Source organism: Streptomyces sp. NPDC001292 (assembly GCF_042896465.1).
Taxonomy (GTDB): domain Bacteria; phylum Actinomycetota; class Actinomycetes; order Streptomycetales; family Streptomycetaceae; genus Streptomyces.
Window position 1 is genome coordinate 1 of the sequence record NZ_JBIAXG010000043.1, and the last position, 26,469, is coordinate 26,469.

The window sequence follows — 26,469 nt, forward strand, 5'->3', positions numbered from 1 at the left end:
GAACCCTAGGAAGTCCCATCATCCCAGGTCAGAGGGCATCCGCGTCTTCATGTCCAGGTCTTGGACCGGCAATTGACCGGTGGATCGAGGCTTAGGTGAGGCCGGCCCTACTGTCCCGGTAAGGCTCAAGACGGGGGCAACTGGCCTCAAGCTGGCCGTAGCAACTCACTCTCGACACGGTGCAGGTAGTACGAAATCCGTGCTACTCCTGCCTTTTCGGCTACGCCCGTGTCCAGGCCCAGCACCTCGCCGATCTGCCGCACCGCGACCAGACCATCAGCCTGCCGTACCGCAGCGAGGATGCGCTGGTACTCCGCTGGCAGTGCGGACTAGGTCACGCCCGGCGCCCGGTCCGGGACCAACCGCGCCGTTCATAGCGAAGGGCCGGACATGCCGTTGATCGCGAGGCGCAGATCCGAAAGGATTGAGGACCGGCGACGCGACGGGCGTGCGCGTACGAAGACGCAGGGGGGCGGAAGCAGTGACAAGGGCTCGGGGCATCGTGTCGGTCTTGACCGGTGGTGTCGTGCTGCTGGCGTCGGCGTGCAGCGGGGGCGGCGGTGACGATGGGGAGAGGGCCGCTCCGTCCCCGACGAACCTGACCACCGCGACCTCGGCCGACCCCCGCCCCACCGCGACGACCTCCGACGAACTCGCGGCGTACTGCTACCCGCACGGCCCCGAGACGCTGCTCACGGGCCAGCCGGCCTACCGGGGCAAGGGGCCGCATCCCGTGCAGCTCGGCACCGACGACCCGTCGGGTGTTCCGGCCACGCAGGCGCCGCTCCCGTCGCCGGGCGAGACGGCGTCGGCCCCGCCGGTCGACACGTACCACCCCGATCCAGCGACGGTCCAGCTCATCGCCTGCGTCGCCAACGAGCACAAGGGCAAGCTCGTGACGACCTGCCGCTTCATGCACCAGGCCGACAACTACGTCCGCTACGTCCGGCAGGGCCAGTACACCGTCACGCTGTACGAGGCCAGGACTGGCCGCAAGCTCGGCAGCACGAAGGTGAAGGGTGACGACCGGTATACATGTCCGGCCCAGGAGTTCTTCCTTGACGGCGAGCCTCAGTCGAAGACCGAGTGGATATCCGCCGACCTCCCGGCGTTCCGCAAGGCCCTGGCTCCCTGGGTGGACGCCACGAAGCCCTAACTGATCATTTCAGAATGAGTTGGCCAACGCCGTTGCGTTTACCGATGTGAGCGGGGCGCAAGCCCTTTTTCCGTGATCGCGATCTCGGTGTGGAGGGTGTAGGTCTGGGCGGTGGCGGGGTGTTGGGCGGTGTTCGGGGCGTACTTGCTGTGGCTCTTGAGGCTGCGGGCTTTCAGGCGCTGGCGGCGGTGCGCCGGCAGGAGGTTGTCGAGCACTGCACGGCCGATGGTGCCGACCAGCTGCTGGGCAGTGCCGGAGGGAAGGATGCCGGAGGCGGTGGTGACCTGGTCGCGGGCTGCGTTCAGGGCGACGGTGAAGCTGAGCCGGTCCATGTCCAGGCCCGGACGGTGGGCGGCGGCGTCCGCAGCGGTGTGGATCAGAGCCTGGTAGACGGTGAGGATGCCCCAGACCTCCTGGTCCAGGTCGGCGGGGTGTCCGGAGCGCAGGACGCGGCCGTCCAGCAGGGTCGCCTTCACGCTCGCGTAGCAGGTTTCCGCCTGCCACCTTTCGTGGTAGAGCGTCACCAGGCGCTCGGCGGGGTGCAGGGCGGGGTCAGTGAGGCTGGTGATCAGCCGCCACTGCTCCCGGCGCACGGTCCCGTCCGCCAGTTTCACCGTGATCCATGCCTCGATCACGCGGACGGTCAGCAGGTTGTAGCCGGCTTTGGCCCGGTAGGGCGCGGACAGGCGGGTCAGATACGAGCCGTCCGGCAGGCGGTCTTGGACGAGCGGGCGGCGGGTGGCCGAGGAACGCACCAGGAACTGCGCGCCGGTGGCGTGGATGCCGCGCAGGAAACCGATCGCGTCGAACCCGGCGTCCGCCAGCACCAGCATGTTCGCCTCCAGGCGGTCCAACAGGCGTACAGCATAAGGGAGTTCGCCGTCGCTCTCGGGTCCGAACGCGGCGGCCTCGGCCCGAGCGATGCGGGTGCTGCGGGACAAGGTCCGCGCGGCCACCTCCTGTGACCGTCGACGCGGTGGCGGCCTCGGGGGTGGATGCGTTCCTCCAGGATCTGGCCGAGCGATTGCGGACGTATACGTATCGTCCGTCGGTGCTGCGGCGGGTCCAGATTCCCAAACCGGGGCGGCCGGGGGAGTTCCGGCCGCTGTCGATTCCCACGGTGGCGGACCGGGTGGTGATGGCGGCTGCGAAACTGGTCCTGGAACCGGTCTTTGAGGCCCAGTTCACTGAGGCGAGTTACGGATTCCGGCCGAAACGGTCCGCGATCGACGCGTGCGAAGCCGTGCGCGTTGCGGCGAACCAGCGGCGGGAGTGGGTCTTCGAGGCCGACATCCGGGACTGCTTCGGCACGATCGACCACGACGCGCTCCTGGCCCAGGTGGCCCGGCGTGTCGTGGACCGGCCGATGCTGAAGCTGATCCGGGCGTGGCTGCGGATGGGAGTCTTGGAGGACAGGGTGACCTCCCCGACCGGGGCGGGGACGCCGCAGGGCTCACCGATCTCCCCGCTGCTGGCCAACATCGCCCTGCATGTCCTCGACGAGGCGTGGCAGGACGAGGGCCGCCGGCTGGGGGTGTTGGTGAGGTACTGCGACGACTTCGTGGTCCTGTCGCCGACCAGACAACGGGCCGAGCAGGCCCAGCAGTTGGCGGCGAGAGCGCTGGAACGGCTCGGGATGCGGTTGCACCCCGAGAAGTCCGGCATCGCCTGCCTCACCCGGGGCGGGCAGGGCTTCGATTTCCTCGGCTTCCACCACCGGAAAGTCGAATCGTGGAAATGGCGAGGCAGGTTCTATCTGCAGCGCTGGCCCTCGGCCCGAGCGATGCGGGTGCTGCGGGACAAGGTCCGCGCGGCCACCTCCTGCTCGAAGACCGAACGGCCGGTGGCTGCCGTGGTCGCTGACCTCAACCCCGTACTGCGGGGGTGGGCGGCGTACTTCCGCAACGGGAACTCCGGGCGGAAGTTCAACGCGGTCGATGGCTACGTCCACGAGCGGCTGGCCATCTTCGCCAGCCGGAAACACAGACTCCGAGGCCGGAACTGGACCACGCGGTTCACCTACGAGTGGATCACCCGGCTCGGGGTTTACCGCCTGACCGGAAACGTGCACAGGGCGACGGCGCATGCCAGTCGGTGAACGATGTCGGAAAGCCGTGTGCGGGAGAACCGCACGCACGGTTTGAAGCGGCGGGGGCTGGAAACGGAGCGGAAGCCACCGCGCCAGTCCCCGACCCTACTAAGCTCTTTGCGTGATCTTTAAATGGGCCGGCTTCACTGTGTTCGTGGTGACAGTGACCGCACTCGCGTGGGGTGTCTCCGGTCTGGTGGAGCACTCCGGATGCCCGGACGGCCGCAACCGCTGTGCCGCTGCGCCGGGGGCAGGGAAGTACGTCGCCGCAACAATGATCAGCGCGTTCGCCGTGTTCGGGGGCTTCTACCCGGTCGTTCGCACGGTGGACTGGCGTCCCGCCCTGGGCCTGCCCGTGGGTGCCGTCATTGAGCGTGTTTCATCTTGAAGTCGCTGGTCACGGGGCTGGTGTGAGTCGAGGCTGGGATGCTCGTGCCGGTCGGGGGTGTGATCGATAACAGGTGATCGCCCGTCAGCGGTGGATTTCGGCGTTCGTCAGCACGAGGAGGGCCCGCAGAAGCGGGGTCGCGTGTCGGGCGTTCATGCGGACCTTGGTGAGGATCCGCCAGTTCTTCAGGTCGGCGAAGCCGTGCTCGTTCGCCGCTCGCTCGCGGCTGACCAGCCGGTTCGCCTCCTTCTGGGCGTCGGTGAGCGGATGGCCGCGGGTTGCTCGGCGGCCGGTGACGATGACCGGGTCGTCGGGGTCATCGTCCAGGCCGACGAAGCCGAGATCGGCCAGAGCCCCCAGACCGGCCTCCCGCAGGCGGGTAGTGATCCTGTTGTGGCGGGCGGCGGTGATCTCGCTGGAGCGCCCCGGCTTCGCCGCCGAGATCCAGACCAGGTTGCCCGCTTCATCGGTCAGGGCCAGGAACAGCAGGCCGTGGGCCTTGTGCTTGCCTGAATAGTTCGGCCGGTTCTCGTCCCCGGTACGTCGGCGGGTGCGCACCAGGGTGCCGTCGAGCAGGACGACGACGCCGTCCTTCCGGGCGATTTTCTTCAGCGCACGGTCCAGGCGCGGGGCACGGGCCGACAGTAGCCCGATCACTTCCAGCAGCCAGCGACGCACGGTGGACGCGGAGACGCCGTTGCCGCCCGCCATATCGGAAAGCCGCTGGTCGTGGCGGAGGACCGCGAGGACGATCAGGGCGATCCGGCCGGGCGGGAGCTTGCGCCAGCGGGAGCGGATCTTCTTCAAGTGAGCCCGGATAAGGCCGGCGACCATGTCCAAGGTGGCACTCGACAGCGGCAGGCGGCACTGGTAGACAAACCCGTCCGGGCCCTCGACGGGGTGGGAGCTCTTCGACATGAGCATCCCAACTCCCGCCGGGAGCCAGCCTGTTACGCCTGGATCCGGTCAGGTTCACTCATGGCCTGTGCCCAGTCAGCGGTGCATACCGGCCCGCCGGGGTGCGGTGCAGCCAGCCACGCTCCGCCAGCCGCTTCAGCTTCGCGCGCACCGCCTCCACCTGACCGGGCAGCGTCCCCCTGCCCAGCGCGTCGCTCACCTGACCGGCCTTGACCGGCTCCGCAGCCCGGCCCACCACCTCAAGAACCGCCTGATAGTCCGCGGGCAGCGTGTCCGTGTCCATGCCGTCTTCACGCAGCGGGACCAGCAGCATCCCGCCCGCTCCCGGCGTACTGGTCACCCGTTCCAGCTCGGCATCCATGGCCGGATCGTCCGCCTCACCCGCGCGTTCGGCCTCGATGAACTGGCCGATCACCACCTCCGCGGCCTCCAGGCGACCCACCTCGGCATCGATCTCCGCCAGCTCCTTGCGCAGTCGCTCGGCCCGCTCGGCCAGCACCATTCGCCGCTGCATCACCCACGTCAGTATCTCGGCCACAGACCGCCCCTCACGCCCGCGAACTCCCCGTTCCGCGGACAGTAGGCACCACGGGCCATCGCGGCACACGTTTCCGGCAAACCCGCCCCGCGACAGACGATCACCTGCTACCGATCACGCACCCGACCAGCACGAGCAACCCGAACCCCACTCACACCAGCCCCGTGACCAGCAACTTCAAGATGAAATGCGCTCATTGGTACTGGGATTGCGCTCTGGCGCGGGCAAGGTCTCGGCTTCTGGATCCTGGGAGTCGCCCTGCTGATGGCCGCGGCTGTCACCACGATCGGCGTACGGGCGCTGCTCACAAGCCTCTCGGACGCGCACCAGGCCCCTAACGAACCGCCCGGCCGCACCTGATCGACGGCTGCTTCACCGCCACTGGCCTGGCTATCAACCCACCGACCCCACCCTGAAATCCAGCCGCGAATGGGTCGCAGGTCGGGGCGGGCGGCGGAAGCGGGGTGGCGGGCGGGTCCGGGTGATTGGCCACGCCGAGCACGGTGCCGTCCGGGCACGTGATCATGTTCCAGGGTGTTTCGACCGCGCGGGCCCGGGCGACCACCCGGCACCAAAAATAGGCGCCGGGCACCCCGCAGCGACATGGCGAAACCGTCCGCCGCGAGAGGGCTTATCGCGCTACAACAGTCGAAATTCAATCGCCGCTACCGGCACCGTCGTGCCCGCCGCGCGATCGAGTAGCTGCTGTTCGCCGAGGCCGGTGATCCGAGGACCCGTCAGCTCTACGCCGCCCGCGAGAAGGCGTCCAGCAGATCGCCACCCGTGCGCGGGCACGGCTGTACCGGATGGCGATGGTTGCTGTCAGTCGTACGCCGATTCCGGTCAGTTGGGTGCCGAAGGGCTGGGATACCTGAGACCAGGACGGCAGGCCGTGCTGTCCAGTACTCGGTGGAGAGGGGCCGCACATGCCTGGAAGCCGTGGCGAGCATCCCGAAGACGGCTCGATGGCCGTGTTCCCGCCGGCGTCAGGGCGGGCGGCGGCGACCCCGGGTACTGCCGGTAGTGGGGGCTGGCCTCACCCCCGATCAACCGGTCAGCCGGATGGTCGGGAGTACGCCGTGTCGGCGACGGTTGGGCTGTCCCGAGCAAGTCGCCCGCAGAGAAGGCAATATCGTGCGCATTGTCATGGCAACCGCCGTCGCGCTGGCTCTTGCCTGCCAAGCTGCACCGGCCGCCAACGCCCACCAGCCGACCACCGACGGAATCTGGCGCATGGACGGCTACGGCACAGTGCTATCCATCCGGAACGGAACTTTCCAGGAGTACCAGACCACCGCCGTCAGCTGCCTCAAGGGCGACTCCGCGCAGCGGACCGGTCCCGGCACCTACACCACGCCCGACGGCGTCGTCCTGACCGTGCGCGCCCAAGAAGACCGCGACCACGCGTTCCTGCACGCGGACGGCTCCGTCGGCAACCGGAACGTCCGGCGCATCCCGACGCTGCCCGACGCCTGCGCGCGCCCGATGGCCGAGGACCCCCGCACAGCCTTCGACGTCTTCTGGCTGACCTTCGAGGAGAACTACCCCTTCTTCGCGTCCAAAGGCATCGACTGGTACAAGGTCCGCGACCAGTACCGCCCCCAGGTGCACACCGGGACGACGAGGGATGAGCTCTATGCCGTCTTCAGCGAGATGGTCGAGCCGCTCTACGACGCCCATGTCGTCGTCCAGGATGGCAACCGTATCTTCTCCCAGGTCCGCCCCGGCACCGTCGTGCCCACCGGGGAACTGGATGCCAGGGTCAAGAAGTTCATCGTGGAGCGCGACCTCAGGGACGCCCGGAACCTCCAGGACTTCGCCAACGGGCGGATCACCTACGCCGACCTCCCCGGCGGGCAAGGCTATGTGCGAATCTCCGGCTTCGGCGGGTACGCGGGCGATGGAGCCCCCTACGCCGCCCAGCTGGCCGAGCTCGACAGGGCGCTGGATACGGTCCTCAGCCAGGAGCGCACCCAGCGCCTGAAGGGCCTGATCATCGACCTGCGGATCAATGGCGGCGGCTCCGACGCCCTGGGAATCCACATCGCCGAGCGCCTCACCGACACCTCCTACCTCGCCTACTCCAAGCGGGCCCGCAACGACCCCGCCGACCCCACCCGGCACACTCGCCCCCAACCCGCGTATGCCACGCCCGCCCAAGGGCCCCGTTACACCGGGCAGGTCGCCGTGCTGACCGACGGCTCGACCTTCAGCGCGGGGGAGACCTTCACCCAGGCCCTTATGGACCGGCCCGGCAAGACGGTCCGGATCGGGCAGCCCACACAGGGCGTCTTCTCGGACGTCATGCTGCGCAAGCTCCCCAACGGCATGTCAGCCTGGCTGCCCAACGAAGAGTTGCTGACCCGGTCGGGCAGGACCTTCGACGGCATGGGCATTCCGCCGCACCTCACTGAGCCGGTCTTCACCAAGGAGGAGTTCGACAAGAAGAGGGACTCGGCCTTCGACAGGGCTGTGAACGTCCTGCGGAACTACGGCGGCACCACGAGCTGACGCAAGAGCAGCGGGACGGGGGGTGACAACCCGCTGGAGATCACGGAAAGTCACTACCAGGCTCAGCAGCACCGATAACTCGCGACAGTTGAATACGCGAGCCCACCAATAAGCACCGAGGCCGGTGGTCAGCCGCAAGCGGAGGCAGAACATGCTCGACCAGGCCGCACGAACGACCGAGGCGATCGGCGGACGGCCGCGACCGTACAGCGTCGCGTGACGCCGTCCGCACTTCCTGGCCTTCAAGAAACGTTCGTTTTCGGCCCGCGGTCAGGTGGTCGGTGCGTACGTCCATTCCTGCACGGCCCGGTTCCGGGTCGGTCGCACCTGCATCTTCCCGCCAGCGCGACGAGCGTCAGTCGTGGGCGTCCGCATCGGCGAGCACGCTCGTCAGCGCCTGGGTGATGTCCTCCCGCAGGCCGTCGTGTCGGGGCCCTGACCGCTACCCGGCAAGCGTGAACCCGTCATGGCCTTCCCCTTGACCTGGACCTGACGAGAGCGCTACAAACCTGAAGAGGTGTAGACCACTGTAGGCGTGTCGCGAGCGACCACCGGCTCGGACCACCCAATCGGACCCCGATCCCCCACGAAGGGGGCCGCCCTACGGAGGGCACCCGCTCGCCGGACCGACTGCCCCGGACGGCCCGTCCACCTGACGGCAGTCAGCCCTCAACGAGGAGACACGGACACCATGCAATTCCTCCCCCGCCCAACCGCCGTCATATCTGGCCCGATCACAGCTCTGAAGGAACCGAGATGAAGCCCTTGCTGACGCTTCCCCGCACTGTGCTCGCCGTTCTTATCGGGCTGGCCGTCACCGTCTCGCTGTTCATCGTTCCGGCAGGCGCGCAGTCCGCGCCCGGCCTCGACCCCAACCCCAAACCCCAGACGATTCCCGCGCTGCAGGAGTGGACCGGTGGCAACGGGTCGTTCCACTACTCCGGCGCCACCAGGATCGTCCGCGCCGCCCCGAACGCGAGGGCGCTGGAGACCACCAGTGAGGTTTTCGCCGACGACCTGCGGGAGCTGAACGGCCACGCCGTCACCCAGGTCATCGGCACCAAGGCCAGCCTGCGGACCGGTGACATCTTCCTGTCCCTCGGCTCCACCGACACCGACCTCGGGACCGAGGGCTACGCCCTCTCGGTCACGGACAAGATCGTCATCACCGCGCGGGACGACCGAGGCGCCTTCTACGGCACCCGGACCATCCTGCAACTGCTCAAGCAGGACACGGCGATCCCGCAGGGCACGGCCCGGGACTGGGCGCTCAAGCCCGAGCGCGGACTCATGATGGACGTCGGGCGAAAGTACTTCACCCCGCAGTGGCTCAAAGACCACGTGAAGGAACTCGCCTACCTCAAGATGAACTACCTGCACCTGCACCTGTCCGACAACCAGGGCTTCCGGATCGAAAGCACCTCGCACCCGGAGGTCGTGTCCTACGAGCACCTCACCAAGCGGGAGGTCAAGGACATCATCGCGCTGGCCGCCAGGTACAAGATCACCGTTGTCCCGGAGATCGACGCGCCCGGGCACCTGCGCCAGGTCATCAACGTCCATCCCGAACTGCGGCTGGTCACCAGCACCGGCACTCAGCAGTCGGAGTTCATCGACCTGAGCAAGCCCGGGACCTACAGGCTACTCAAGGACCTCTACAAGGAGTACTTGGCGCTGTTCCCCGGCCCGTACTTCCACATCGGCGCCGACGAGTACCGCGTCGGCAGCTACAGCCAGTACCCGCAGCTGGAGCAGTACGCCAAGGACACCTACGGCCCCGACGCCACCGGCAAGGACGTCTACCTCGGCTTCATGAACTGGGCCAACGAGATCGTCCGCGACGCGGGCAAGACCACCCGCGCGTGGAATGACGGAGTGGGCGGCGGCAGCGCCGTCACGGTCAACCCCAACATCATCCTCGAATTCTGGTAGAACCTGGGTCTTTCTCCGCAGAAGCACATCGACAACGGGCACCTGATCTCCAACGAGAGCTGGAACCCGACCTACTACGTTCTCGGCTCGGGTGGACCGAGCGGACCGGCCGCCCAATGGGGCTACGACATCTGGAACCCCGATCTGTTCCAGGGCAACCAGACCATCACCGACGCCTCGGAGTCCAAGAACCTCGGCACCAAGCTCCACGTCTGGTGCGACCGCGACACCGCCACCCAGGAACGCGTCGCCAGCGACATCAAGAACCCCCTGCGCATGGTGGCCCAGCAGACCTGGGGTTCTCCCAAGCTGGTGACCCCGTGGTCGAGCTTCACCGCGACGATCGACACCATCGGCCGCAACCCGGCCTGGCCGGCCGACGCCCAGCAGGGCAACGTCGCCGCAGGCAGGCCGGTGACCGTCTCCAGCACCGCGGGCGGAAGTGTCGCGGGCGCGAACGCCGTCGACAGCGACTACACGACCCGCTGGTCCAGCCGCCGCGGCGACAACCAGTCGATCACCGTCGACCTCGGTATCCCCAAGCCGGTCAGCCGGGTGAAGCTGCACTGGGAGGACGCGTACGGCAAGGGCTACCGCATCCAGGTCTCCGACGACGCCACCACGTGGAAGACGGTCCACACGACCACCACGGGTGACGGCGGCATCGACGACCTGACCGGGCTCACAGGCACCGGCCGCTACGTCCGCATGCAGGGCACCGACAGCGCCAACGGCGCCGGCTACGCACTCAACGAGTTCGAGGTCTACGCACCGGTCATCGAGTCCGGATCCACCTACCAGCTCAAGACCGGTGGCCAAGCCCTGGACATCCCCCTGACCGGCACCGACGGCACCCAGCTCACCGTGGACAGCCCGGACTCCGGCGACAACCAGAAGTTCGTCATCACCGCCAACTCGAACAACACCTACACACTCAAGAGCGCCCACAGCGGACTCTGCGTCGCCATTTCCACCAACTCGAACACCGGGGGTCAGGCGATCATCCAGACCGCCTGCGCGTCGACCGCCGCCCAGCGCTGGTCGCTCTGGCAGACCTCCGACTCCGGCTACTCCCTGGTGGCGACGACGGCCAGCGCCCAGATGATCACCGCGGAGTCGGCCACCAGCGGCGCCAAGGTCATCTCCCTGGGCATCATGGCCGCACCCCACCAGTCCTGGACCTTCACCAAGGCCAGCTAGGGGATTCCGAGCAGCTCGGAAAGGGCGTCGAACCACGTCGCTCACCCGGGCATTCTGCGGACCCGGACCGGGCCCCGGTCTCTTCATACGCTCCGACCAAGGACGCGCTGAAGAGACCGGGGCCCGCGACGTAGTCGCGCACACCACGGCTCGGCGTTGCTGACGGCCGCCGCCCCCGCCTCCGGCGCCGACGTCACTGCGACGACCTGCCCGCGGGCGTACTCGTAGCCCTTGCCGATCTCCGCGTTCGCGACCTCGCGATCCTCCAGCTCGCAGATCTTCCGCACCCGCACCCGGCAACCGCGGCCGCCGTCGAGACGCTGCCTCTGTCCGCAGAAGACTCTTCCTTCCCGGAGGCAGAAAGGGTGCCTACGCGGGGTGTCCCGTACTTTCCTCTTCTCGTACGAGACCCTCGCGTAGGGCACATGCGGGCCCCGGCTGCCCAGGTGCCCCTTCATCAGCTAACCCCGGTTATTCAGCGAAATTGGATGGGCTGACGGCCTGACAGCAGAAAGGTGCCGCTGACCTGCGAGGATGCGAGTGTCTAGGTCGTATCTGGTGCAGGAGTCAGGACACCTTTCTGGTGAGCGAGCGTACAGGGTGGGACCGTCGGCTGTCCGTGGCAGCCGACGGAAAGGGGCTGGTCGGGCATGCGGGAGCGGTGCTGCTGCGCCGGCTGGCGGACCGGGTGGGACTGACACGAGGGCTCGCCGGAGTGCTTCCCTCCAGCACGAGTGCCGGGTGGCGGGAGCGGGCCGGGGTGCTCGTCCAGCTCGCCGTCGCGATGGTGCTCGGGGCGCGGAGCCTGTTGGAGGCCGAGCAGCTCCAGCTTCACCACCAGGGCCTGTTCGGCCCTGCGGCCTCGGACTCGACGATGCGCCGCCTGCTGGCCGAACTGGACGACAAGACCCTGACGAAGATCGCGAAGGTGCGGCGGCGGGCGCGCCGGCACGTGTGGACGCTGCTCCACCTGCGGCCCGGCGGCTTCCCGTGGCTCACGGTCGCCGGACGGAGGCTGACGGGCTGGATCGTCGTCGACCTGGACGCCACGGTCATCACGAGCGCGCCCCGGAAACAAGGGGCCGCGGCCACGTTCAAGGGCACGTTCGGCTTCCACCCACTGGGCAGCTGGCTGGCGAACACCGGCGAGAGCCTCGCGATGGAACTACGCCCGGGCAACGCAGGGGCGAACACCGTGGACGACCACGTCCGCGTCCTGGCCGCCGCGCTGGATCAGATACCGCACTCCTCCCAGTCGAAGATCCTTGTCCGGGTCGACGGCGCGGGCGCCACCCACGGCCTGCTCCAGCATCTGGAGGCGCTGAACACGAAGCGGCGCACGGTCCGTTACACAGTCGGCTGGAAGATCACGCCCGAGGACGAGGCAGCGATCGCAAGGCTCCCCGAACACGCGTGGGAGACCTCGCTGACACAGGGCGGCGACCTGCAAGCGGGCTACCAGGTTGCCGAGTTGACCCACCTGAACACCCGCGACGGCTGGCCGGAGGGTATGCGACTGATCGTCCGCCGCGTGCGCCCGTCCCGGCGGCACATGAAGAAGCTGACCGCCTTCGAGCAGAAGACCGACTGGCGCTACTCGATCACGGCAACGAACATCCGGCACATGTGGGGCATCGCCGGCTCCCACCAGATCCAGTTCCTCGACGCCCTGCACCGCGACCATGCCGAGGTCGAAGACCGAATCCGCACCGGCAAGGCCATGGGACTGACGAACCTGCCCTCACAGTCGTGGCAGATCAACACAGGCTGGATGCTCGCCACAAACCTCGCCGCCGATCTCGACACCTGGCTGCGGCTGCTCACCCTGCACGACCAGGACGGCCTCGAAGACGCCGAGCCGGACACGATGCGCCTGCGCCTCTACCACCTTCCGGCCCGTCTCGCAGCCCACGCCCGCCGCCGCATCCTCCGCATCGAGCGGACCTGGCCCTGGGCAGCAGCGTTCACCACCAGCTGGAACAGGATCACGCAGCTTCCGGCCACCACCTGACGGCCGGCTCACACCCCGACGAGGACCAGGAAGGAGGACAACCCGCACCCTCCGGGCCCGTGGAACCCGGCGCACCCCGCGGCGTCACGCGACGGCCCGTCCTCCAACGGCAGAGGACATTACGGGCGAACAGCCGCACCGATCAGCGACCGAAACCCGCTGACGAATCGAGGCTAATGATCCTGCGTGCTGTCAATGTGTCACCGAGTACTGCCGGTGCGCATAACCCGAGCCGTTGACATCCTCCATACCAGGATGGCGAATTCACTCGTCTGAGGAATGTCGTTCACCTCAAAGGGTGAATCTCAAGTGCTCGACGGTTCGAACTTACGAACCGACCAGACAGGAGAGACAGTGGCAGCACAGAGAAGTACGGCGCTGAGCAGATCGTCCCGGAAGCCACTCCGCAGGGGCATCGGTCTCGCCGTAGCCACAGCGACAGTGACCGTGGTGGCCTCGACCAGTGCCGCCCAGGCGACAGGTCAGGGGCACGGCGTGACCGTGACCGACAAGGCGCCCACGTCGGTCAACTGGACCGAGTCGGCCTACCGAGGCTCGGTCGAGGTCGTCCGCGGGGCCGACGACACCCCTGACGTGCTCAACGGAGTCGTGTTCAACGACCGGGACCGCAACTCGAAGCGGGATGCCGACGAGCCCGGTATCGAGGGCGTCGTCGTCTCCAATGGGCGCGACGTCGTCATGACCGACGACGACGGTCGCTACGCGTTGCCCGCCTACGACAACATGGTCGTGTTCGTCACGCAGCCCCGCGGGTACCAGGTTCCGGTCGACGAGAACAACTTCGCGCAGTTCTCCTACATTCATCTGCCCGAGGGATCGCCGCAGATGAAGTACCAGGGAATTCCCCCCACGGGCGATCTCCCGGAATCTGTCAACTTCCCGCTCGCCAAGAGCCAGCTCACCCAGTCACCGTGGCAGCAGTGCATTATCGGCGGTGACCCACAGCCGCTGAATTCCGAGCAGGCCGGATACGCCCAGCTGGGCGCCTTCGCCGACCTGCAGAAGCGCACGGGATACGCGGGCTGTGGTGCCCTGTTCATGGGGGATGAAGCCAGCGACGACCTCTCCGTCTACGAAGATGTTCGTGAGCTCGTGGGCATGATCAACGGCCCTGCTCGTTTCCTGCCGGGAAATCACGACATCAATCTCGATGCGCCCAGCAATGGCCACGCCTTTGACACCTACCGTGCTACCTTCGGGCCCGAGTACTACTCGTACGACGTCGGCAAGGCACACTTTACCGCTCTCAACAACATCCGCTACAACACGGCTACGCACAAGGTCGCCTACGGCATCAGCGACCAGCAACTGGAGTGGCTGCGACGGGACATTGCGCAGGTACCCGAGGACAGTGTCATCGTTCTCGCAGCCCACAGCCCCCTGCTCGACTTCCTGTGGCACACCTCGGCTCCGCAGCAGAACCTCAAGGGCATCTATCAAGCACTGGAGGGCCGGAAGGTCGTCGCGCTGGGGGGTCACACCCACGTCTCGGAGAATCTTCGCGCCGGCGACAAGATGCCCGGTTGGGTCAACAAGATCGGCGACAAGGGGCTACCGTTCACACACCTGACCGTCCCGGCCATTGCGGGACAGTGGTTCAAGGGTGAACTGCTGCCCGGTGGCTACCCGACGGCGATGCAGCAGGACGGCACGCCGCCCGGTGTCATGACGCTCGACATCAAGAACACTGACGTGTACGAGCGGTTCACCCCGGTCGGCGGAGACGACTCGGACCAGATGGCTCTCGGACTGAACACTCCGCGCTACCGCACCTGGTTCGACCAGTACAAGAACAATCGTGACGGCGCGCCGCAGCTCGACAAGCCCCTCGTCCTGTCGCGGGACGAGCTCGGCGATTCCTGGTTGACCACCAACTTCTGGATGGGCTCCACGGGGTCCACCGTCGAGGTCTCCCTCGACGGGGCCGCACCCGTCGAGGCTGTCCGCACCCAGCAACTGCAGGGTGAGCAGCGTTTCACCGGAGCGGCGTACTCAGACCCGGCGGCGGTCCTGACGCAGCTGTCCCAAGGTGTGCGGCTGCTGGCCGACAGCACCATGCACCTGTGGCGTTATGACCTGCCGTCCGACCTCGCGGTAGGGACCCACACGGCTACGGTCACAGCGATCGACGTCTACGGACGTCAGTTCGTGGAGACGTTGACCTTCGAGGTCACCGAGTAACTCGTGCTCTGAAGCCGGCTTGATCGCCTGTGACGGACATCGGAGTCCTGGGACCCCGGCCCCGGAAGGATGATGTCCGTCACCAAGGGAGGAGCATGCCGCAGAGCCCTGACCGAGGCGGAACGCGACGGTGCGCTTGCGAACGGCTGCTGCTCACCGGCTTCGGCGTACCCCCACGACCCGTAGGGCCGCGGCAGCCTGGCGGCGCCTCATGGCACACGGCGAGGGCGGGACCCGAAAGCCCCGCCCAACCCGCAAGTACCCCGGCTCAGGGCCACACCAGACACACTGCTCCCCTCGGTTGGCCGGTCCGTCAGTCGATGGCGAGGCCCCGTACCGGTACGGTCCGGTCACCGGACGTGACGACGACCGGACGGCCGTCCAGCTGCACCGACTGCTCTGCAGCGCGAAACGTCAGTGCCCGATGGCAGGGACGCCCTGGCGCGATACCTGGACCATGGCACGGCTGCAGCCGGACCGGGGTGCACAGTGGCATCCCCGGTCCCGCCATCGTCAGACGTCTGCCTGCAGCCAGGGCCAGTCCGCGTTGCGCCCGCTCTCCAGCAAGGTGACCATGCGGAAAGCCGCATCCGTAAGGCCCCCGAACGTGTGGCGGTTGCCGAAGCCCGACGGGGCGTGGCCGGGGCGGTAGCCCGCGAGGTTCCAGGTGTAGACCGGGACGTCCGCCGGGATCTGCTGGATGGAGTTGCCCGCGTAGTGGTACGACGCCTGCTCGTCGGTGACGATCAGCACCCGGTCGTGCTTCCGGTAGTGACGGCGTACCGCCTCCGTGGTGTTGGTGCCGCCCAGGTTGCCGAAGCGCTCCAGGACCTTCAGCACCGACTCGCCCTTGCCGTACTTCACTTCCGCGCTGCTGGTGCCGAACTGCACCAGGTCCGCGTCGGCCGCGCGCAGCGCGAGCGCCGCGCCGAAGACGGCCGCCGCGTCGGCGCGGTTGAGCTCCGAGCGGTCGGACAGCGGCGCCCACATGGAGCCCGAGCGGTCGACCAGGATCAGCGTCCGGCCGGGGAATGCGGGGACGTTGGCCAGCGAGTGTCCGAGCGCCTTCTCCAGCGGGTACGCCCAGCGCAGCGACGGGGCGTGCTGGTACGCGGCAAGGTAGCGGAAGGGGAACTGGCGGGACCTCGCAACCGCTTCGGGGGCGGAGATCCTGGCCGCCACCTGGGCGCGACCTCGTCCGAGACGCCGGTCTGGTCGAAGTTCCGGAGGTTACGGGTCAGTGCCATCGCGCCCATGGAAGGGATCACCGCCTCCCACCGCCGCCGCGTCCATCGGGCCCTGCAGCCAGCCCGCCAGCGCCTCCCACGTCATACCGGCCTCGGCCAGGCGTTCCGCGCCGCCCGGTCCGGTGACGAAGGCCCTGCGCTCCTCGACCGGCAGTGCCATCAGCACGCGATGTGCGGTGAGGGTGCGGTTCGAGGCGGGCGGCACGGCCGTGTCCGGGTTGTGCCGGCGGTCGAGCGCATAGCGGAACAGCTCGCCCTGCCACGGCTTGTCCGGGTCGGGCGTGGGGTGCACGAGGTTGAGGACGTCGCCGAAGCGGTAGCCCTTGGACGCGGTGTCGTACTTCAGCAGCGACTTGCCGTTGTAGAAGCGGCGTACGGCGTCGGCGATGCCGCGCTTGACCGGCTTGGGCACGTTGCGCCCGTACGTCGAGGTCCAGTACGCGAGCAGTTCGCCGGGCCCGTCGGGGCGGCGCAGCACGGGCGCGATGACCGCCCGGTTCGACGGGCCGTCGGTCGCGGAGGCGTCGAGGCGGGCCTTGACGTACTCGGCGGCGCCGGTGAGCGAGGCGGTGCGCATGTTGGCGTCGCCGCGCAGCCAGCCGAGGAGGCCGGCGGTCCACTCGGGGTCCTCGACGGCGAGCTTGCGCACGAGCGCGGCGAAGCGGTCGTCGCGGTCGGAGCCGGACTCGTAATAGGTCTGCTGGGTCACGAAGTTGGCGACGGCGAGCAGGAAGAGTTCGGAGCGGGCGTCCCGGACGTGCCCCTGTCCGCCCTGGTGCGTACGGGTCGTGCGCCCGGTCGTCGCCACGGGCGAGACGGGCCGGCCCTTGGCCGCCTTGGTGTTGAAGCGTGCCATGTGTGAAATCCCCCCGAATTCCAGGGGGAAGCACGGCAGAGGAGAGCGCCCGAGATCGGAAGTCGGCGACGGTACAGGGACAGCTGCTCTGCGCACTTGAGCTACCGGCCGGAGCTGGGCGGGACTCGAACCCGCAACCCGCTGTTCAAGAAGTAACCGTTGCCTGCACACCGGGCGCCCCCGATGCCGCGCCTCCCGAGATCAAGTCCGGCAGCGGCGTGATCTTTGACAGAGAAGTAGCCGCGGCCGTCGCACCGGGAGGTGCGTGAAGCAAGGTGTCCAGAGATCGAAGTCGGCTGAACCACATGGTGCTCTGACCATCTGAGCTACACCGGCCCGAAGCCGGTGACGGGACTCGAACCCGCGACCGCCCGATTATGAGTCGAAGTAGGTCCTGCCTTCGCACCTGGACATCGATCACTCTAGGCGGGCGGCCGTTCTGGCTCCGCACATTTATTCGGGCAGCGCTGCTGTGGGCAGCGCGGCCCCGGTCAGCGCGGCTGGCGTCGCCACGGTCCCGTGATCGCGAGCATGATGCCCGGGGTCTGGATGTTGGCGAACAGCGTGTCCCCGTCCGGGGAGAAGGTGACGCCGGTGAACTCGCTGTAGTTCGGAGCGTCCGCGGTGCCGAGGTTCAGCTCGTTGCGCGCGATCGGGTACGTGCGGCCGCTCTCCGTGGCGCCGAAGAGGTGCTGGGCTCCGTTGCCGTCCTCCGCGATGATCAGGCCGCCGTAGGGCGAGACGGTGATGTTGTCGGGGCCGTCGAAGCCGGTGTCGTCGGTGTTCACGCCCAGCAGCACCTTCAGGGTGATGGTGCGGCGCTTGGGGTCGTAGAACCAGACCTGGCCGTCGTGCGGCGTGCCGGGGCTCTCCGCGCGGGCGAACGACGACACGAAGTAGAAGCCGCCGTCGCCCCACCACATGCCTTCGAGCTTGCGGGCGCGGGTGATCTCGCCGGCCGCGAACTGCTTGCGCACCGACACGGTCTGCGCGTCGCGGTCCGGTACGTCGACCCAGTCGACGCCGTAGACGGTGCCGATCTTCGTGGCGCGCGAGAGGTCGTCGACGAAGAGGCCGGCCGAGTCGAAGCACTTGAACGCCTGAAGAACGCCCGCCTCGGCGGCGAGGGTACGCAGCTTTCCGCGTCCGTGCTCGAAGCCCTGCGGCGGAACCCAGCGGTAGAGCAGGCCGTTCGGGGAGCCGGCGTCCTCGGTCAGGTACACATCGCCGCGCTTGGGGTCGACGACGACGGCCTCGTGGGCGTAGCGGCCGAAGGCCTTGATGGGCTGGGGGTCCTGGTTGGCGCGTACGTCGTAGGGGTCGACCTCGAAGATGTAGCCGTGGTCCTTGGTCATGCCGTTCTGGCCGGCCCGGTTCTCGGTCTCCTCGCCGGTCAGCCAGGTGCCCCAGGGGGTGCTGCCGCCCGCGCAGTTGGTCGAGGTGCCGGTGATGCCGACCCACTCGGCGACCTCGCCGTGCTTGTGGACCTCGACGACCGTGCAGCCGCCGGGCGCGGCCGGGTCGTAGACCAGGCCCTCGGCGAGCGGCACGGGGTACTTCACCTTCGACCGCGGGCCCCCCAGCTCGTGGTTGTTGACGAGCAGGACCGCCCCGCGGCGGCCTTCGAAGGCGGCGGTGCCGTCGTGGTTGGAGGGGGTGGTCTCGCCGGACTCCAGCTTGGTGACACCGCTGTGCGTGATGACGCGGTACGAGAAGCCCTCGGGCAGGGCGAGGATGCCGGCCGGGTCCGGGATGAGCGGCCCGTAGCCCAGCTCACGGCCCTTGCCAGACGCGGCCTCGGCGGGCTCGGCGGGCTCGTCGGCGGCGAGGGCACCGGGCGCGGTGGCGAGCGCGCCGACGGCCCCGGTGAGGGCGATGCCCGCGCCGGTGAGCGCGGCCTGCCTGGTGAAGTCCCTGCGAGTGAGCGGCATCGTTTCTCCTGGTGGTGCATGCGGAGTGAGCTTGCGCCGCCACACTGCCGCGCGGGTGTGAACGGAGTCTGAACATCGCGGGATTACGCGGGGCCTGCTCGCATGAACCTGTGCCGCCGGGCGGGAATTCTCCGTGGCCCGGTGGCCCTCGGGGCCACCGGGCCCCTGGCACTCACGCCCCGGTCAGACGCGGGAGCGGGCCTTGAAGGCGGCTCTGCGGGCGTCCTTGGCCGTCTCCGGGTGCGGATGGATCCGGCCCATCGCCTCCAGAACGTCCGCTGTGGCGGGGTGGTCGACACGCCACGCGGTGTCGAGGAAGCCGCTGTGTCGGCCGGTGAGGCCTTCCACCAGGCCCTGCAGCTCGGCCAGGTCTCCCTGGGCGGCGAGCTGGGCCGCGATGGTGTCGATGGCCAGCCAGAACACCATCGGCTCGGACGGCGTGGGTACGTCCGTCGCGCCCCGCTCGACGAGCCAGACCCGGGCCAGGCCGCCGAGTTCCGGGTCGTCGAGCACCGCGCGCACCGCGGGTTCGGCGGCCGTGCCGACGACGGTGAGGGTCTGGTGGCAGTGGAGCCTGCGCAGCGGTGCGAGGGGGTCGGCACCGCGTGCGGCAGCCAGCAGCTCACCGGCGGCCTCACCCGGTTCACGGCCGGCGCGCCATTGTGCGGTCTCGGCGCGCGCGGCGTGGTCGGGGTAAGACGGGCGATGCCGTCGAGCAGCGCGTCGGCGCCCTTGCCGGCGAGGTCGCCGACCGCGGGGGCGCCGAAGCCGGCCTCCAGGAGGCGGGCGCGCACTCCGTACAACCCGAGGGGGGTGAGCCTGACCAAACCTCCTCCGACCACCGGCCATCACCACGCCGGGACAGCAGCACGCCGGGACAGCCTTCCTGCGTAGCGGCGCTCCCGAACGCTACGGGCCGGGAAGACGGTCTACACCCGCTTCCACCGCTACGCTCTCGACGGCATCTTCACCCGGGCCCTGCAGCAGATGCAGGCCCGGGCGGATGCGGCCGGAGACATCGACTGGCTGGTCCAGATCGACTCCACCATCGTCCGCGCCGGTCATGTCCCCTCGTGTGCAACACCGTTGCTTTTAGGTTTGGGGGGCGGTGTCAAGGACGCCGTCCTGGATGATCTGCACCTCCAGCGTGTACGCCTGGATGGTGCGGGGGTGATCGCCTCGCTTGAAGCTGTACTTGCTCGCGGTCTTGCGGTAGCGGGCTTTCAGGCGCTGACGGGGATGGGACGGGAGAAGGGCGCCCAGCACAGCGCGGCCGATGGCCCCGACCAAGGCGACGGGGCGTCCGGGGCAGCACCCCGGGCGGCAACGATCTGGTCGGCGGCGGCCTGGAGCAGGACGGTGAAGCTGATCCTCTGTGCTGACAGGCCCGGGCAGGCCGTCGTGATGTCATCGGCCACCCTGATCAGTGCCTGGTAGGAGACCAGTAGCGCGTAGATCTCCTGCTCGAGGCCGGGGACGGTGCGCGAACGCAGCACTCGCCCGTCCAAGATTGTGGACTTCAGCGAGAAATAGCACGTCTCCGCCTGCCACCTGCGGTGATATAGCTCCAGCAGCTCCCGTGCGGGGTAACGCTCGGCGTCAAGCAAGTCGGTCAGCAGCCGCCACAACTCACGACGCCGGGTGCCGTCGGCGAGTGTGACGGTGATCCACGCCTCGATCACCCGTACCTCAAGCCGTTCGTACCCGTGCCCCGCGCGGTACTCGCGCCGCTGGATGACGGTCAGGTAGGAGCCGTCGGGAAGCGGCCGGCGCAGGGACGGCCGCCGTTTGCGGGTCGAGCGCAGCACGAAGTGGGCCCTGGTGTCTGCGACGGCGCGCAGGAAGCCGAAGGCGTCGTAGTAGGCGTCCGCCAGCAGCACCATCGAGGCGTCCAGGTGGTTCAGCAAGCGGTGGGCGTAGGCGAGTTCACCGGTGCCGTCGGGGCCGAAGCAGGCGCCCAGCAGCGCGCGGGTCCCGCACTCCACCAGGGCCACCAGCCGCACCAGCGGGTAACCGAAGGTGCGGACCTCCCCGACGTGCTTGGGGTAGTACCAGGTCACGGCCTCCTCGTCAGGCGCGGTCAGCGTGGTGCCGTCCACCGCGACCACGCGCAGCCCCCGGTAGAAGGCGCAGGCCTGGCCGCGGCCGGCCACCGGGCCGGCCAGCACCTCGAACAGACGGCGCAGCGGGGCACTGCCTAACCGACGCCGGGCCCGCGACAGCGAGGAAGCACACGGCCGGGCCGCCATCCGGGCCCCGATCCCCGTCGTGAGCTTGCCCCACACCGCCTGGTAGGACGCGTTCTCGAAGAACGCGAAGGCCAGCACGAAGTACAACACCACTCGGGAGGGCAGCAACCGAACCCTATGCTTGCGGGCATCGGTGTCATCGAGCACCGCATCAACCAGGTCGGGGTCGATGATTTGCGTCAACTCGCCCAGCTGGCCGGGCGCGTATACGTCCGACGATGGCGCCCCGGACCGGACACTGACAGACTTCTGTGACAACGGGACCCCCGGATCGCTCGTCCCCAGGCTTCGACACCAAAGGGACTACCAGGGGTCCTGCCCCCTTGACAGGGTGCGCGCAGTCCAAAAGCAACGGTGTTGCACCGGGCTGAAGCCCGGTGCACTGCGAATAGACCCGGTAGCGCACGCCGAGGAACTGAACCGGTGTCAGCAGCCGGTCGTCGTGGTAGAAGGTGACGAGCAGCGGCGCCTCGAACAGCAGGCCCGTCCTCGTCAGGAACGCTTTCGTCGGCTGCGTGAGCGGCACGTCAGCGAGCCGTTCGGGCCCCCACACGCGCGCAGTTCGTCCCCGTCATCACCCTGTGCCATGGACTTTCCCGAGTCTGCTTCTCCCCACGTTGTCACGTGAGCGTGTGTGAAGGATGCACGATGTGCGGTGGCCGTGGGTGGATGGCATGGAGGGAATCTGTCGCAGGTCAGGGTCGTTGCCAGGGCCGGTGGGGGGTGTCATGGCCGACGCGCGGGCCCCCTATGCTGAGGGCCGCCCGGCCGACTTGATCGGCGCGACGATAAGGGGGAAATCTGTGGCAGCGCTGTCTCCGGAGGACCCGCGCTTCATCGGCGGATACCAATTGCTGGGGCGGTTGGGCGCTGGCGGCATGGGCCGGGTCTTCCTCGGGCGCTCGCCGGGCGGCCGGCAGGTCGCGGTCAAGGTGGTGCATGCCGCGCTGGTCGACCGGCCGGACTTCCGCTCCCGGTTCCGCAGGGAAGTGGAGGCCGCTCGCGCGGTCAGCGGGGCGTTCACCGCGCCGCTGATCGACGCCGATCCGGACGCGGCCGAGCCCTGGCTGGTCACCAGTTATATCGCCGGTCCGTCGCTGGAGCAGGCGGTCACCGACCAGGGGCCCATGACCGCTCCGCGCGTGTTCGCCCTGGCCGCCGGGCTCGCCGAGGCGCTGGTGTCGATCCATAGCGCGCACCTCGTCCACCGCGACCTGAAGCCCTCCAATGTGCTGCTCGCCGCGGACGGCCCACGGGTCATCGACTTCGGAATCGCCCGGGTCGTCGAGGGCAGTTCCCCCACCGCGACCGGGCATGTGCTCGGCTCCCCGGGATTCATGTCGCCGGAGCAGGCGAGCGGCGAGAAGATCGGTCCGGCCAGCGACGTCTTCTCCCTCGGGACGGTACTGGCGTACGCGGCCGCCGGCGACAACCCGTTCGGCAACGGCCACCCGGCCTCAGTCTTCTACCGGGTCGTCCACGACACCCCCGATCTCAGCAGCGTCACCGACCCCGCGCTGCGCGCCCTGATCACCGACTGCCTGGCCAAGGACCCCACCCGGCGCCCCACCCCGCGCCAGATCCTGGCCCGGTGCGGCGTGGCCGGGGCACCAGCGCCGGTCGAGAGTGACCACTTGCCCACCGCAGCCGGCCGCAGCGAAGCGACGCTGCACGACACGGCGCCATCCGGCCGCAGCCCCGGCCCGGAAGCCGCCGTTGGTATCGGCGGCGAGTGTTCCGCCGGCTCTGCGATGTCCCCGGGTGGGGGTGGCGGCCGGGACGCCGGTGGCGTCCCCGGCGGCGCCGTGGAAAGCGGTGTGCGGAGCGAAACGGCCTACCGCGGTTACCCGTCGGCCAACGGGGCAGTGGCGGCGCCGACCGACCCCCGGATTCCGATGCCGAGCGCCCCCGAGGCGGGGCCGACGACCGCCCCCCGCCACGACGTGTCCGCCACTCCCATCCGGGAGACGGCAATAACGCACCCGCGTCGGGTTGGTACATCGGGTCGGCGCGGCGCCGTCCGCCGTAAGCTCCTGATCTCGGTGGCCGCCGCGGCGGCCGCAGCCGCGGTGGGCGTCCCCATGGCCCGCACGTTCGGCCCCGACGCTGAGACCGACACCGTGCGGGGCTCCGCACCAGTCCGGCCCAGCGGTCCGAAGCCGGTGGGAGCATGGCGACTTGACGAGCGCTCCGGCACCTACGCGGCGGACACGGCCGGCTTCCACGACGGCACCGCGTCCGATGTCCGCTGGGGCGCGGGCGACAGTGGTGCCGCTCTCTTCAACGGCGTCAGCAGCCAGATCACCACGCGCGGTCCGGTGCTCGGCACCGCCCCAGGGCACAGCTTCACGGTTTCCGCCTGGGTCTACCTCACCAGCGCGAGTGGCTTCGCCACGGCCGTCAGCCAAGGTGCCTCCGGCAGCAGCGCCTTCTTCCTCCAGTACTCGGGCTCCGACCACCGGTGGGCGTTCTCCCGGCCGGGTGTCCGCGCGCTCGCGGCCAAGCCGCCCGTCATGAACACCTGGACACACCTGGTCGGGGTCTGTGACGGCGACGCCCACCGGCTTCGCCTCTATGTCAACGGCACGCAGCGGGGCACCGCCAACGACAACGGACCCGTCACCACCCCCGGCTCCCTCATGATCGGCCGCGCCACCTTCAACGGCCGACCCGCCGACTTCTTCCCCGGCGGCATCAAGAACGTCCAGGTCTTCGACCAGGCCTTGTCAGCGGATCAGGTCGCGGCGTTGGATTAGTCGTCACCCTATACTCGGTCCGATCTCTCCTTCGTCGAGCTCGCGCGACAGATCAATCCGACCGTGCGGGGCTGGATGCAGTATTTCGGCCGGTTCCACCGGTCCGCACTGAATCCCCTCTTGATCCGCGTCATCGCGGAATTCCATGGGCCGTTCGTCTCCTGAGGGTTGGTGATCACCCCATTCTGCCCGGTGTCGTGGACTGGTCGTGTGAGGGTGGGCGGCGACGCCCCGCAAACGCCCCACAGACCGTCAGTTCCGCGGTGCGCAGGCGGCCCGGGACCCTACGGCTCCGCGAGCCGCGGGGTCTTCGGCCGGTCCCCGGCGCCGCCGGCTAGACCCGTACTTCGCGGGTCGTTGATTCGTATGGTGTGACCGGTCCGGGGGTGTCCTGGACCGGGGGTGTGGCGTTGGGTGGGGTGTGTCGATGACTTCCCGGTCCCCGCGGCCACGGTCTCAGCGTCAACGCCTTGAGGTGGCCGTGACGTCCGTGGTGGAGAAGCGTCTGGGCGCTCTGCCTGTCGCTGCCGAGTTTCTGCGCCGGCTGGATGTCGCTGGGATCGTCGACGCGGTGTGTCCTGGTGGCGCGAGTGCGCTGGTGACGCACGGGCAGGTGATCGAGGCGTTGGTGGCCAACCGGCTGACGTCGCCCGCGCCGCTGGTGCGGGTGGAGGACTGGGCCAGGTGCTGGGCGGTGGAGGAGGTCTTTGGGATCGAGTCCGGTCTGCTCAACGATGATCGTCTGGCCCGGGCGCTGGATGCGATCGCTCCGTACCTGGAGCACATCGCGGGCACGGTCGGGGCGCGGGCGATCGGTGAGTTCGGGATCGATGTGGCCCGGATGCACTGGGACATGACCAGCATGTCCGTGCACGGGGCCTTCCCGGTTGAGGGTCAGGACGAGGACTTCCCTGTCATCAGCTACGGGCATCCCAAGGACCGGCGCTTCAATCTGAAGCAGGTCCAGGCCGGGCCCGCGGTGTCGGCCGACGGCGGGATCCCGCTCCATGCCCGGGTCTTCGGCGGTGGTGCGGCCGAGGTCAGTCAGGTCGTCGGCGCGATGAAGGACCTGCGGGCCATGGCCGGGACACGCGACTTCCTGATGGTCGCCGACTCCAAGCTGGTGTCCTACTCCAACGTCTCCGCGCTGCTGGCGGCCGGGGTGCAGTTCATCGCCCCGGCCCCGGCCGTGCAGGTCAAGGACGAGGTCTATGCCGCTCTCGATCTGGCGCGGGCCACCGTCGTGGACTGGACGCCTGACCGGGAGGCCGGCAAGCCCGCCGAGCGGCGCGAGACCTACCGTGTGCTGGAAGACTGTCAATCCCTTGATTTCGTAGAGACCTTGGTTACGCAACCTGGCCTTGGTGACGGGTGTGGTCGCGTGCTTCTCGGATGGCATTCTCGAACGTGACGGGTGGTTGCCCGCCGGCTGCGCTGTGGCGACGTCTGGTGTTGTGGAAGTCTGTGATCCACGTGGCGGTCTTCAGCCTGGCCTCGGCCCGGATGGCGAAGCGATGCCTGTGGACGTACTCGACCTTGAGCACCGAGTGGAACGACTCCGCGGCGGCGTTGTCCAGCGCGGACCCGACCGGTCCCATGGACTGGGCCACGCCCCAACGGGTGCAGAGGTCCTGAAACGCCTCACTGGTGTACTCCGACCCGCGGACGCTCTCCTGTACGTCAACCCCTCTGGACTGACCTGTTCGGGGTGCTGTCCTGCTTGATCAGGTAGTAGGCCTCGCGGGCGGCGTACCGTTTGAGGCAGCGGATGATCTCCATCTTTGACTTGCCTTCGCTGGTGCGGCGTTCGACGTATTTCTGGGTGGCTTTGTCGTAGTGCAGGCGGCAGACCACGGCCATGTGGAGAGCGGAGTTGGCCTGGCGGTCGCCACCGCGGTTGAGCCGGTGACGCTGGATCTTCCCGGAGGAGGCCGGCAGCGGGGCGACACCGCAGAGTTTGGCGAAGCGGGCCTCGTCGGTGACCCGCTGAGGGTTGTCGCCGCAGGTGACCAGGAGCTGGGCGGTGTTCTCGATCCCGAAGCCGGTCCGCTCCAGCAGCGAGGGGGCCATCACGGACCAGGGGCTCGATCATCGCATCGAGATCAGCGACCTCGTCGTTGAGCTCCACGTAGCGGCGGGCCAGGGTCTTGATCGCGATGCGGGTGGCTGAGACGGGGTCGCGGAAGGCGGTCTCGTCCGGTCGCCAGGCGGCGCAGGTGCGGATGAGCTGCATGCGCGTCAGGTTCCGGACCTGGTCGCGGAGTTCCTCGGGCGCGGAGATGATCTGGCAGCGGAGCATCTGCAGGGCGACGCGGCGGGCCTTGACGGCGGTGGAGCGGGCGATCCGCAGGACGCGTAAGGACTCGACCATGCCGGTGCGGGTCTTGGGAGTGATCACGCGGTTGCCGGCCAGGGCAGCGTGGGCGGCGTTCTCGGCGTCGAGGGTGTCGTCCTTGCCCCGTCGGCGCCGGTCGGAGCGGTCGGG

16 protein-coding genes, 1 tRNA gene and 4 pseudogenes are annotated in these 26,469 nt (G+C 68.6%); 11 read left to right on the forward strand and 10 right to left on the reverse strand.

Annotated elements, in window-relative coordinates:
* Positions 1–511 precede the first annotated feature (511 nt).
* Positions 512–1,156: a hypothetical protein gene (locus tag ACFY4A_RS33185; protein WP_390833040.1), complete on the forward strand. Its 645-nt coding sequence runs from the start codon at positions 512–514 to the stop codon at positions 1,154–1,156.
* A 38-nt stretch (positions 1,157–1,194) separates the two neighbouring features.
* Here the strand turns inward: ACFY4A_RS33185 and ACFY4A_RS33190 are convergent, their stop codons facing one another.
* Positions 1,195–2,097: a transposase gene (locus ACFY4A_RS33190; RefSeq protein ID WP_390833041.1), complete on the reverse strand. Its 903-nt coding sequence runs from the start codon at positions 2,095–2,097 to the stop codon at positions 1,195–1,197.
* Positions 2,098–2,132: 35 nt separating this feature from the next.
* Between ACFY4A_RS33190 and ltrA the strand changes: the two genes are divergently transcribed.
* A complete protein-coding gene (gene ltrA, locus ACFY4A_RS33195) occupies positions 2,133–3,254 on the forward strand; it encodes a group II intron reverse transcriptase/maturase (RefSeq protein ID WP_390833042.1) in 1,122 nt (373 codons plus the stop codon).
* A gap of 112 nt (positions 3,255–3,366) precedes the next feature.
* A complete protein-coding gene (locus ACFY4A_RS33200; protein ID WP_390833043.1) occupies positions 3,367–3,633 on the forward strand; it encodes a hypothetical protein in 267 nt (88 codons plus the stop codon).
* 84 nt (positions 3,634–3,717) lie between these two features.
* On the opposite strand, the gene ACFY4A_RS33205 is transcribed toward ACFY4A_RS33200, so the two are convergent.
* Both ACFY4A_RS33205 and ACFY4A_RS33210 read right to left on the reverse strand, forming a co-directional pair.
* Positions 3,718–4,551 carry a transposase family protein gene (locus ACFY4A_RS33205; protein ID WP_390833045.1) on the reverse strand — a complete coding sequence of 278 codons (834 nt, stop codon included), beginning with the start codon at positions 4,549–4,551 and terminating at the stop codon, positions 3,718–3,720.
* Between the two features lie 58 nt (positions 4,552–4,609).
* Positions 4,610–5,089 carry a hypothetical protein gene (locus ACFY4A_RS33210; protein WP_390833046.1) on the reverse strand — a complete coding sequence of 160 codons (480 nt, stop codon included), beginning with the start codon at positions 5,087–5,089 and terminating at the stop codon, positions 4,610–4,612.
* A 1,134-nt stretch (positions 5,090–6,223) separates the two neighbouring features.
* Here ACFY4A_RS33210 and ACFY4A_RS33215 point away from each other — a divergent pair.
* The 5 genes from ACFY4A_RS33215 (at position 6,224) to ACFY4A_RS33235 (ending at position 14,945) form a co-directional block, all read left to right on the forward strand.
* The gene (locus ACFY4A_RS33215) at positions 6,224–7,600 is read left to right on the forward strand and encodes a S41 family peptidase (protein ID WP_390833047.1); all 1,377 of its coding nucleotides are present in this window, start codon (positions 6,224–6,226) and stop codon (positions 7,598–7,600) included.
* A gap of 756 nt (positions 7,601–8,356) precedes the next feature.
* On the forward strand, positions 8,357–9,532 hold the full coding sequence (locus ACFY4A_RS33220) for a family 20 glycosylhydrolase (protein WP_390833048.1): 1,176 nt from the start codon (positions 8,357–8,359) through the stop codon (positions 9,530–9,532).
* Positions 9,533–9,808: 276 nt separating this feature from the next.
* A complete protein-coding gene (locus tag ACFY4A_RS33225; protein WP_390833049.1) occupies positions 9,809–10,732 on the forward strand; it encodes an RICIN domain-containing protein in 924 nt (307 codons plus the stop codon).
* 583 nt (positions 10,733–11,315) lie between these two features.
* The gene (locus ACFY4A_RS33230) at positions 11,316–12,743 is read left to right on the forward strand and encodes an IS1380 family transposase (RefSeq protein WP_390833050.1); all 1,428 of its coding nucleotides are present in this window, start codon (positions 11,316–11,318) and stop codon (positions 12,741–12,743) included.
* A gap of 279 nt (positions 12,744–13,022) precedes the next feature.
* Positions 13,023–14,945, forward strand: a complete 1,923-nt coding sequence (locus ACFY4A_RS33235; protein ID WP_390833051.1) for a calcineurin-like phosphoesterase C-terminal domain-containing protein — start codon at positions 13,023–13,025, stop codon at positions 14,943–14,945.
* A 513-nt stretch (positions 14,946–15,458) separates the two neighbouring features.
* Here ACFY4A_RS33235 and ACFY4A_RS33240 read toward each other — a convergent pair.
* The 5 genes and pseudogenes from ACFY4A_RS33240 to ACFY4A_RS33260 form a co-directional block, all read right to left on the reverse strand.
* Positions 15,459–17,048 (reverse strand): annotated as a pseudogene (locus ACFY4A_RS33240) (TROVE domain-containing protein).
* Between the two features lie 343 nt (positions 17,049–17,391).
* Positions 17,392–17,461: transfer RNA gene (locus tag ACFY4A_RS33245), tRNA-Met, on the reverse strand.
* Between the two features lie 78 nt (positions 17,462–17,539).
* Complete coding sequence (locus tag ACFY4A_RS33250) at positions 17,540–18,979, reverse strand: alkaline phosphatase PhoX (protein WP_390833052.1); 1,440 nt, start codon at positions 18,977–18,979, stop codon at positions 17,540–17,542.
* Between the two features lie 183 nt (positions 18,980–19,162).
* Positions 19,163–19,809 (reverse strand): annotated as a pseudogene (locus ACFY4A_RS33255) (hypothetical protein); the annotation flags it as partial.
* 393 nt (positions 19,810–20,202) lie between these two features.
* Complete coding sequence (locus ACFY4A_RS33260) at positions 20,203–21,486, reverse strand: IS4 family transposase (RefSeq protein WP_390833053.1); 1,284 nt, start codon at positions 21,484–21,486, stop codon at positions 20,203–20,205.
* A 545-nt stretch (positions 21,487–22,031) separates the two neighbouring features.
* Between ACFY4A_RS33260 and ACFY4A_RS33265 the strand changes: the two genes are divergently transcribed.
* The 3 genes and pseudogenes from ACFY4A_RS33265 to ACFY4A_RS33275 all read left to right on the forward strand — a co-directional run bounded on the left by ACFY4A_RS33265 (position 22,032) and on the right by ACFY4A_RS33275 (position 25,395).
* A complete protein-coding gene (locus ACFY4A_RS33265) occupies positions 22,032–23,984 on the forward strand; it encodes a LamG-like jellyroll fold domain-containing protein (protein WP_390833054.1) in 1,953 nt (650 codons plus the stop codon).
* A 27-nt stretch (positions 23,985–24,011) separates the two neighbouring features.
* A pseudogene (locus tag ACFY4A_RS33270) lies at positions 24,012–24,149 on the forward strand (group II intron maturase-specific domain-containing protein); the annotation flags it as partial.
* Positions 24,150–24,474: 325 nt separating this feature from the next.
* On the forward strand, positions 24,475–25,395 hold the full coding sequence (locus ACFY4A_RS33275) for an IS1634 family transposase (protein ID WP_390833055.1): 921 nt from the start codon (positions 24,475–24,477) through the stop codon (positions 25,393–25,395).
* Here the strand turns inward: ACFY4A_RS33275 and ACFY4A_RS33280 are convergent.
* Both ACFY4A_RS33280 and ACFY4A_RS33285 read right to left on the reverse strand, forming a co-directional pair.
* The gene (locus ACFY4A_RS33280; protein ID WP_390833091.1) at positions 25,331–25,582 is read right to left on the reverse strand and encodes an integrase core domain-containing protein; all 252 of its coding nucleotides are present in this window, start codon (positions 25,580–25,582) and stop codon (positions 25,331–25,333) included. The genes ACFY4A_RS33275 and ACFY4A_RS33280 overlap by 65 nt on opposite strands.
* 82 nt (positions 25,583–25,664) lie before the next feature.
* Positions 25,665–26,469 (reverse strand): annotated as a pseudogene (locus ACFY4A_RS33285) (transposase); the annotation flags it as partial.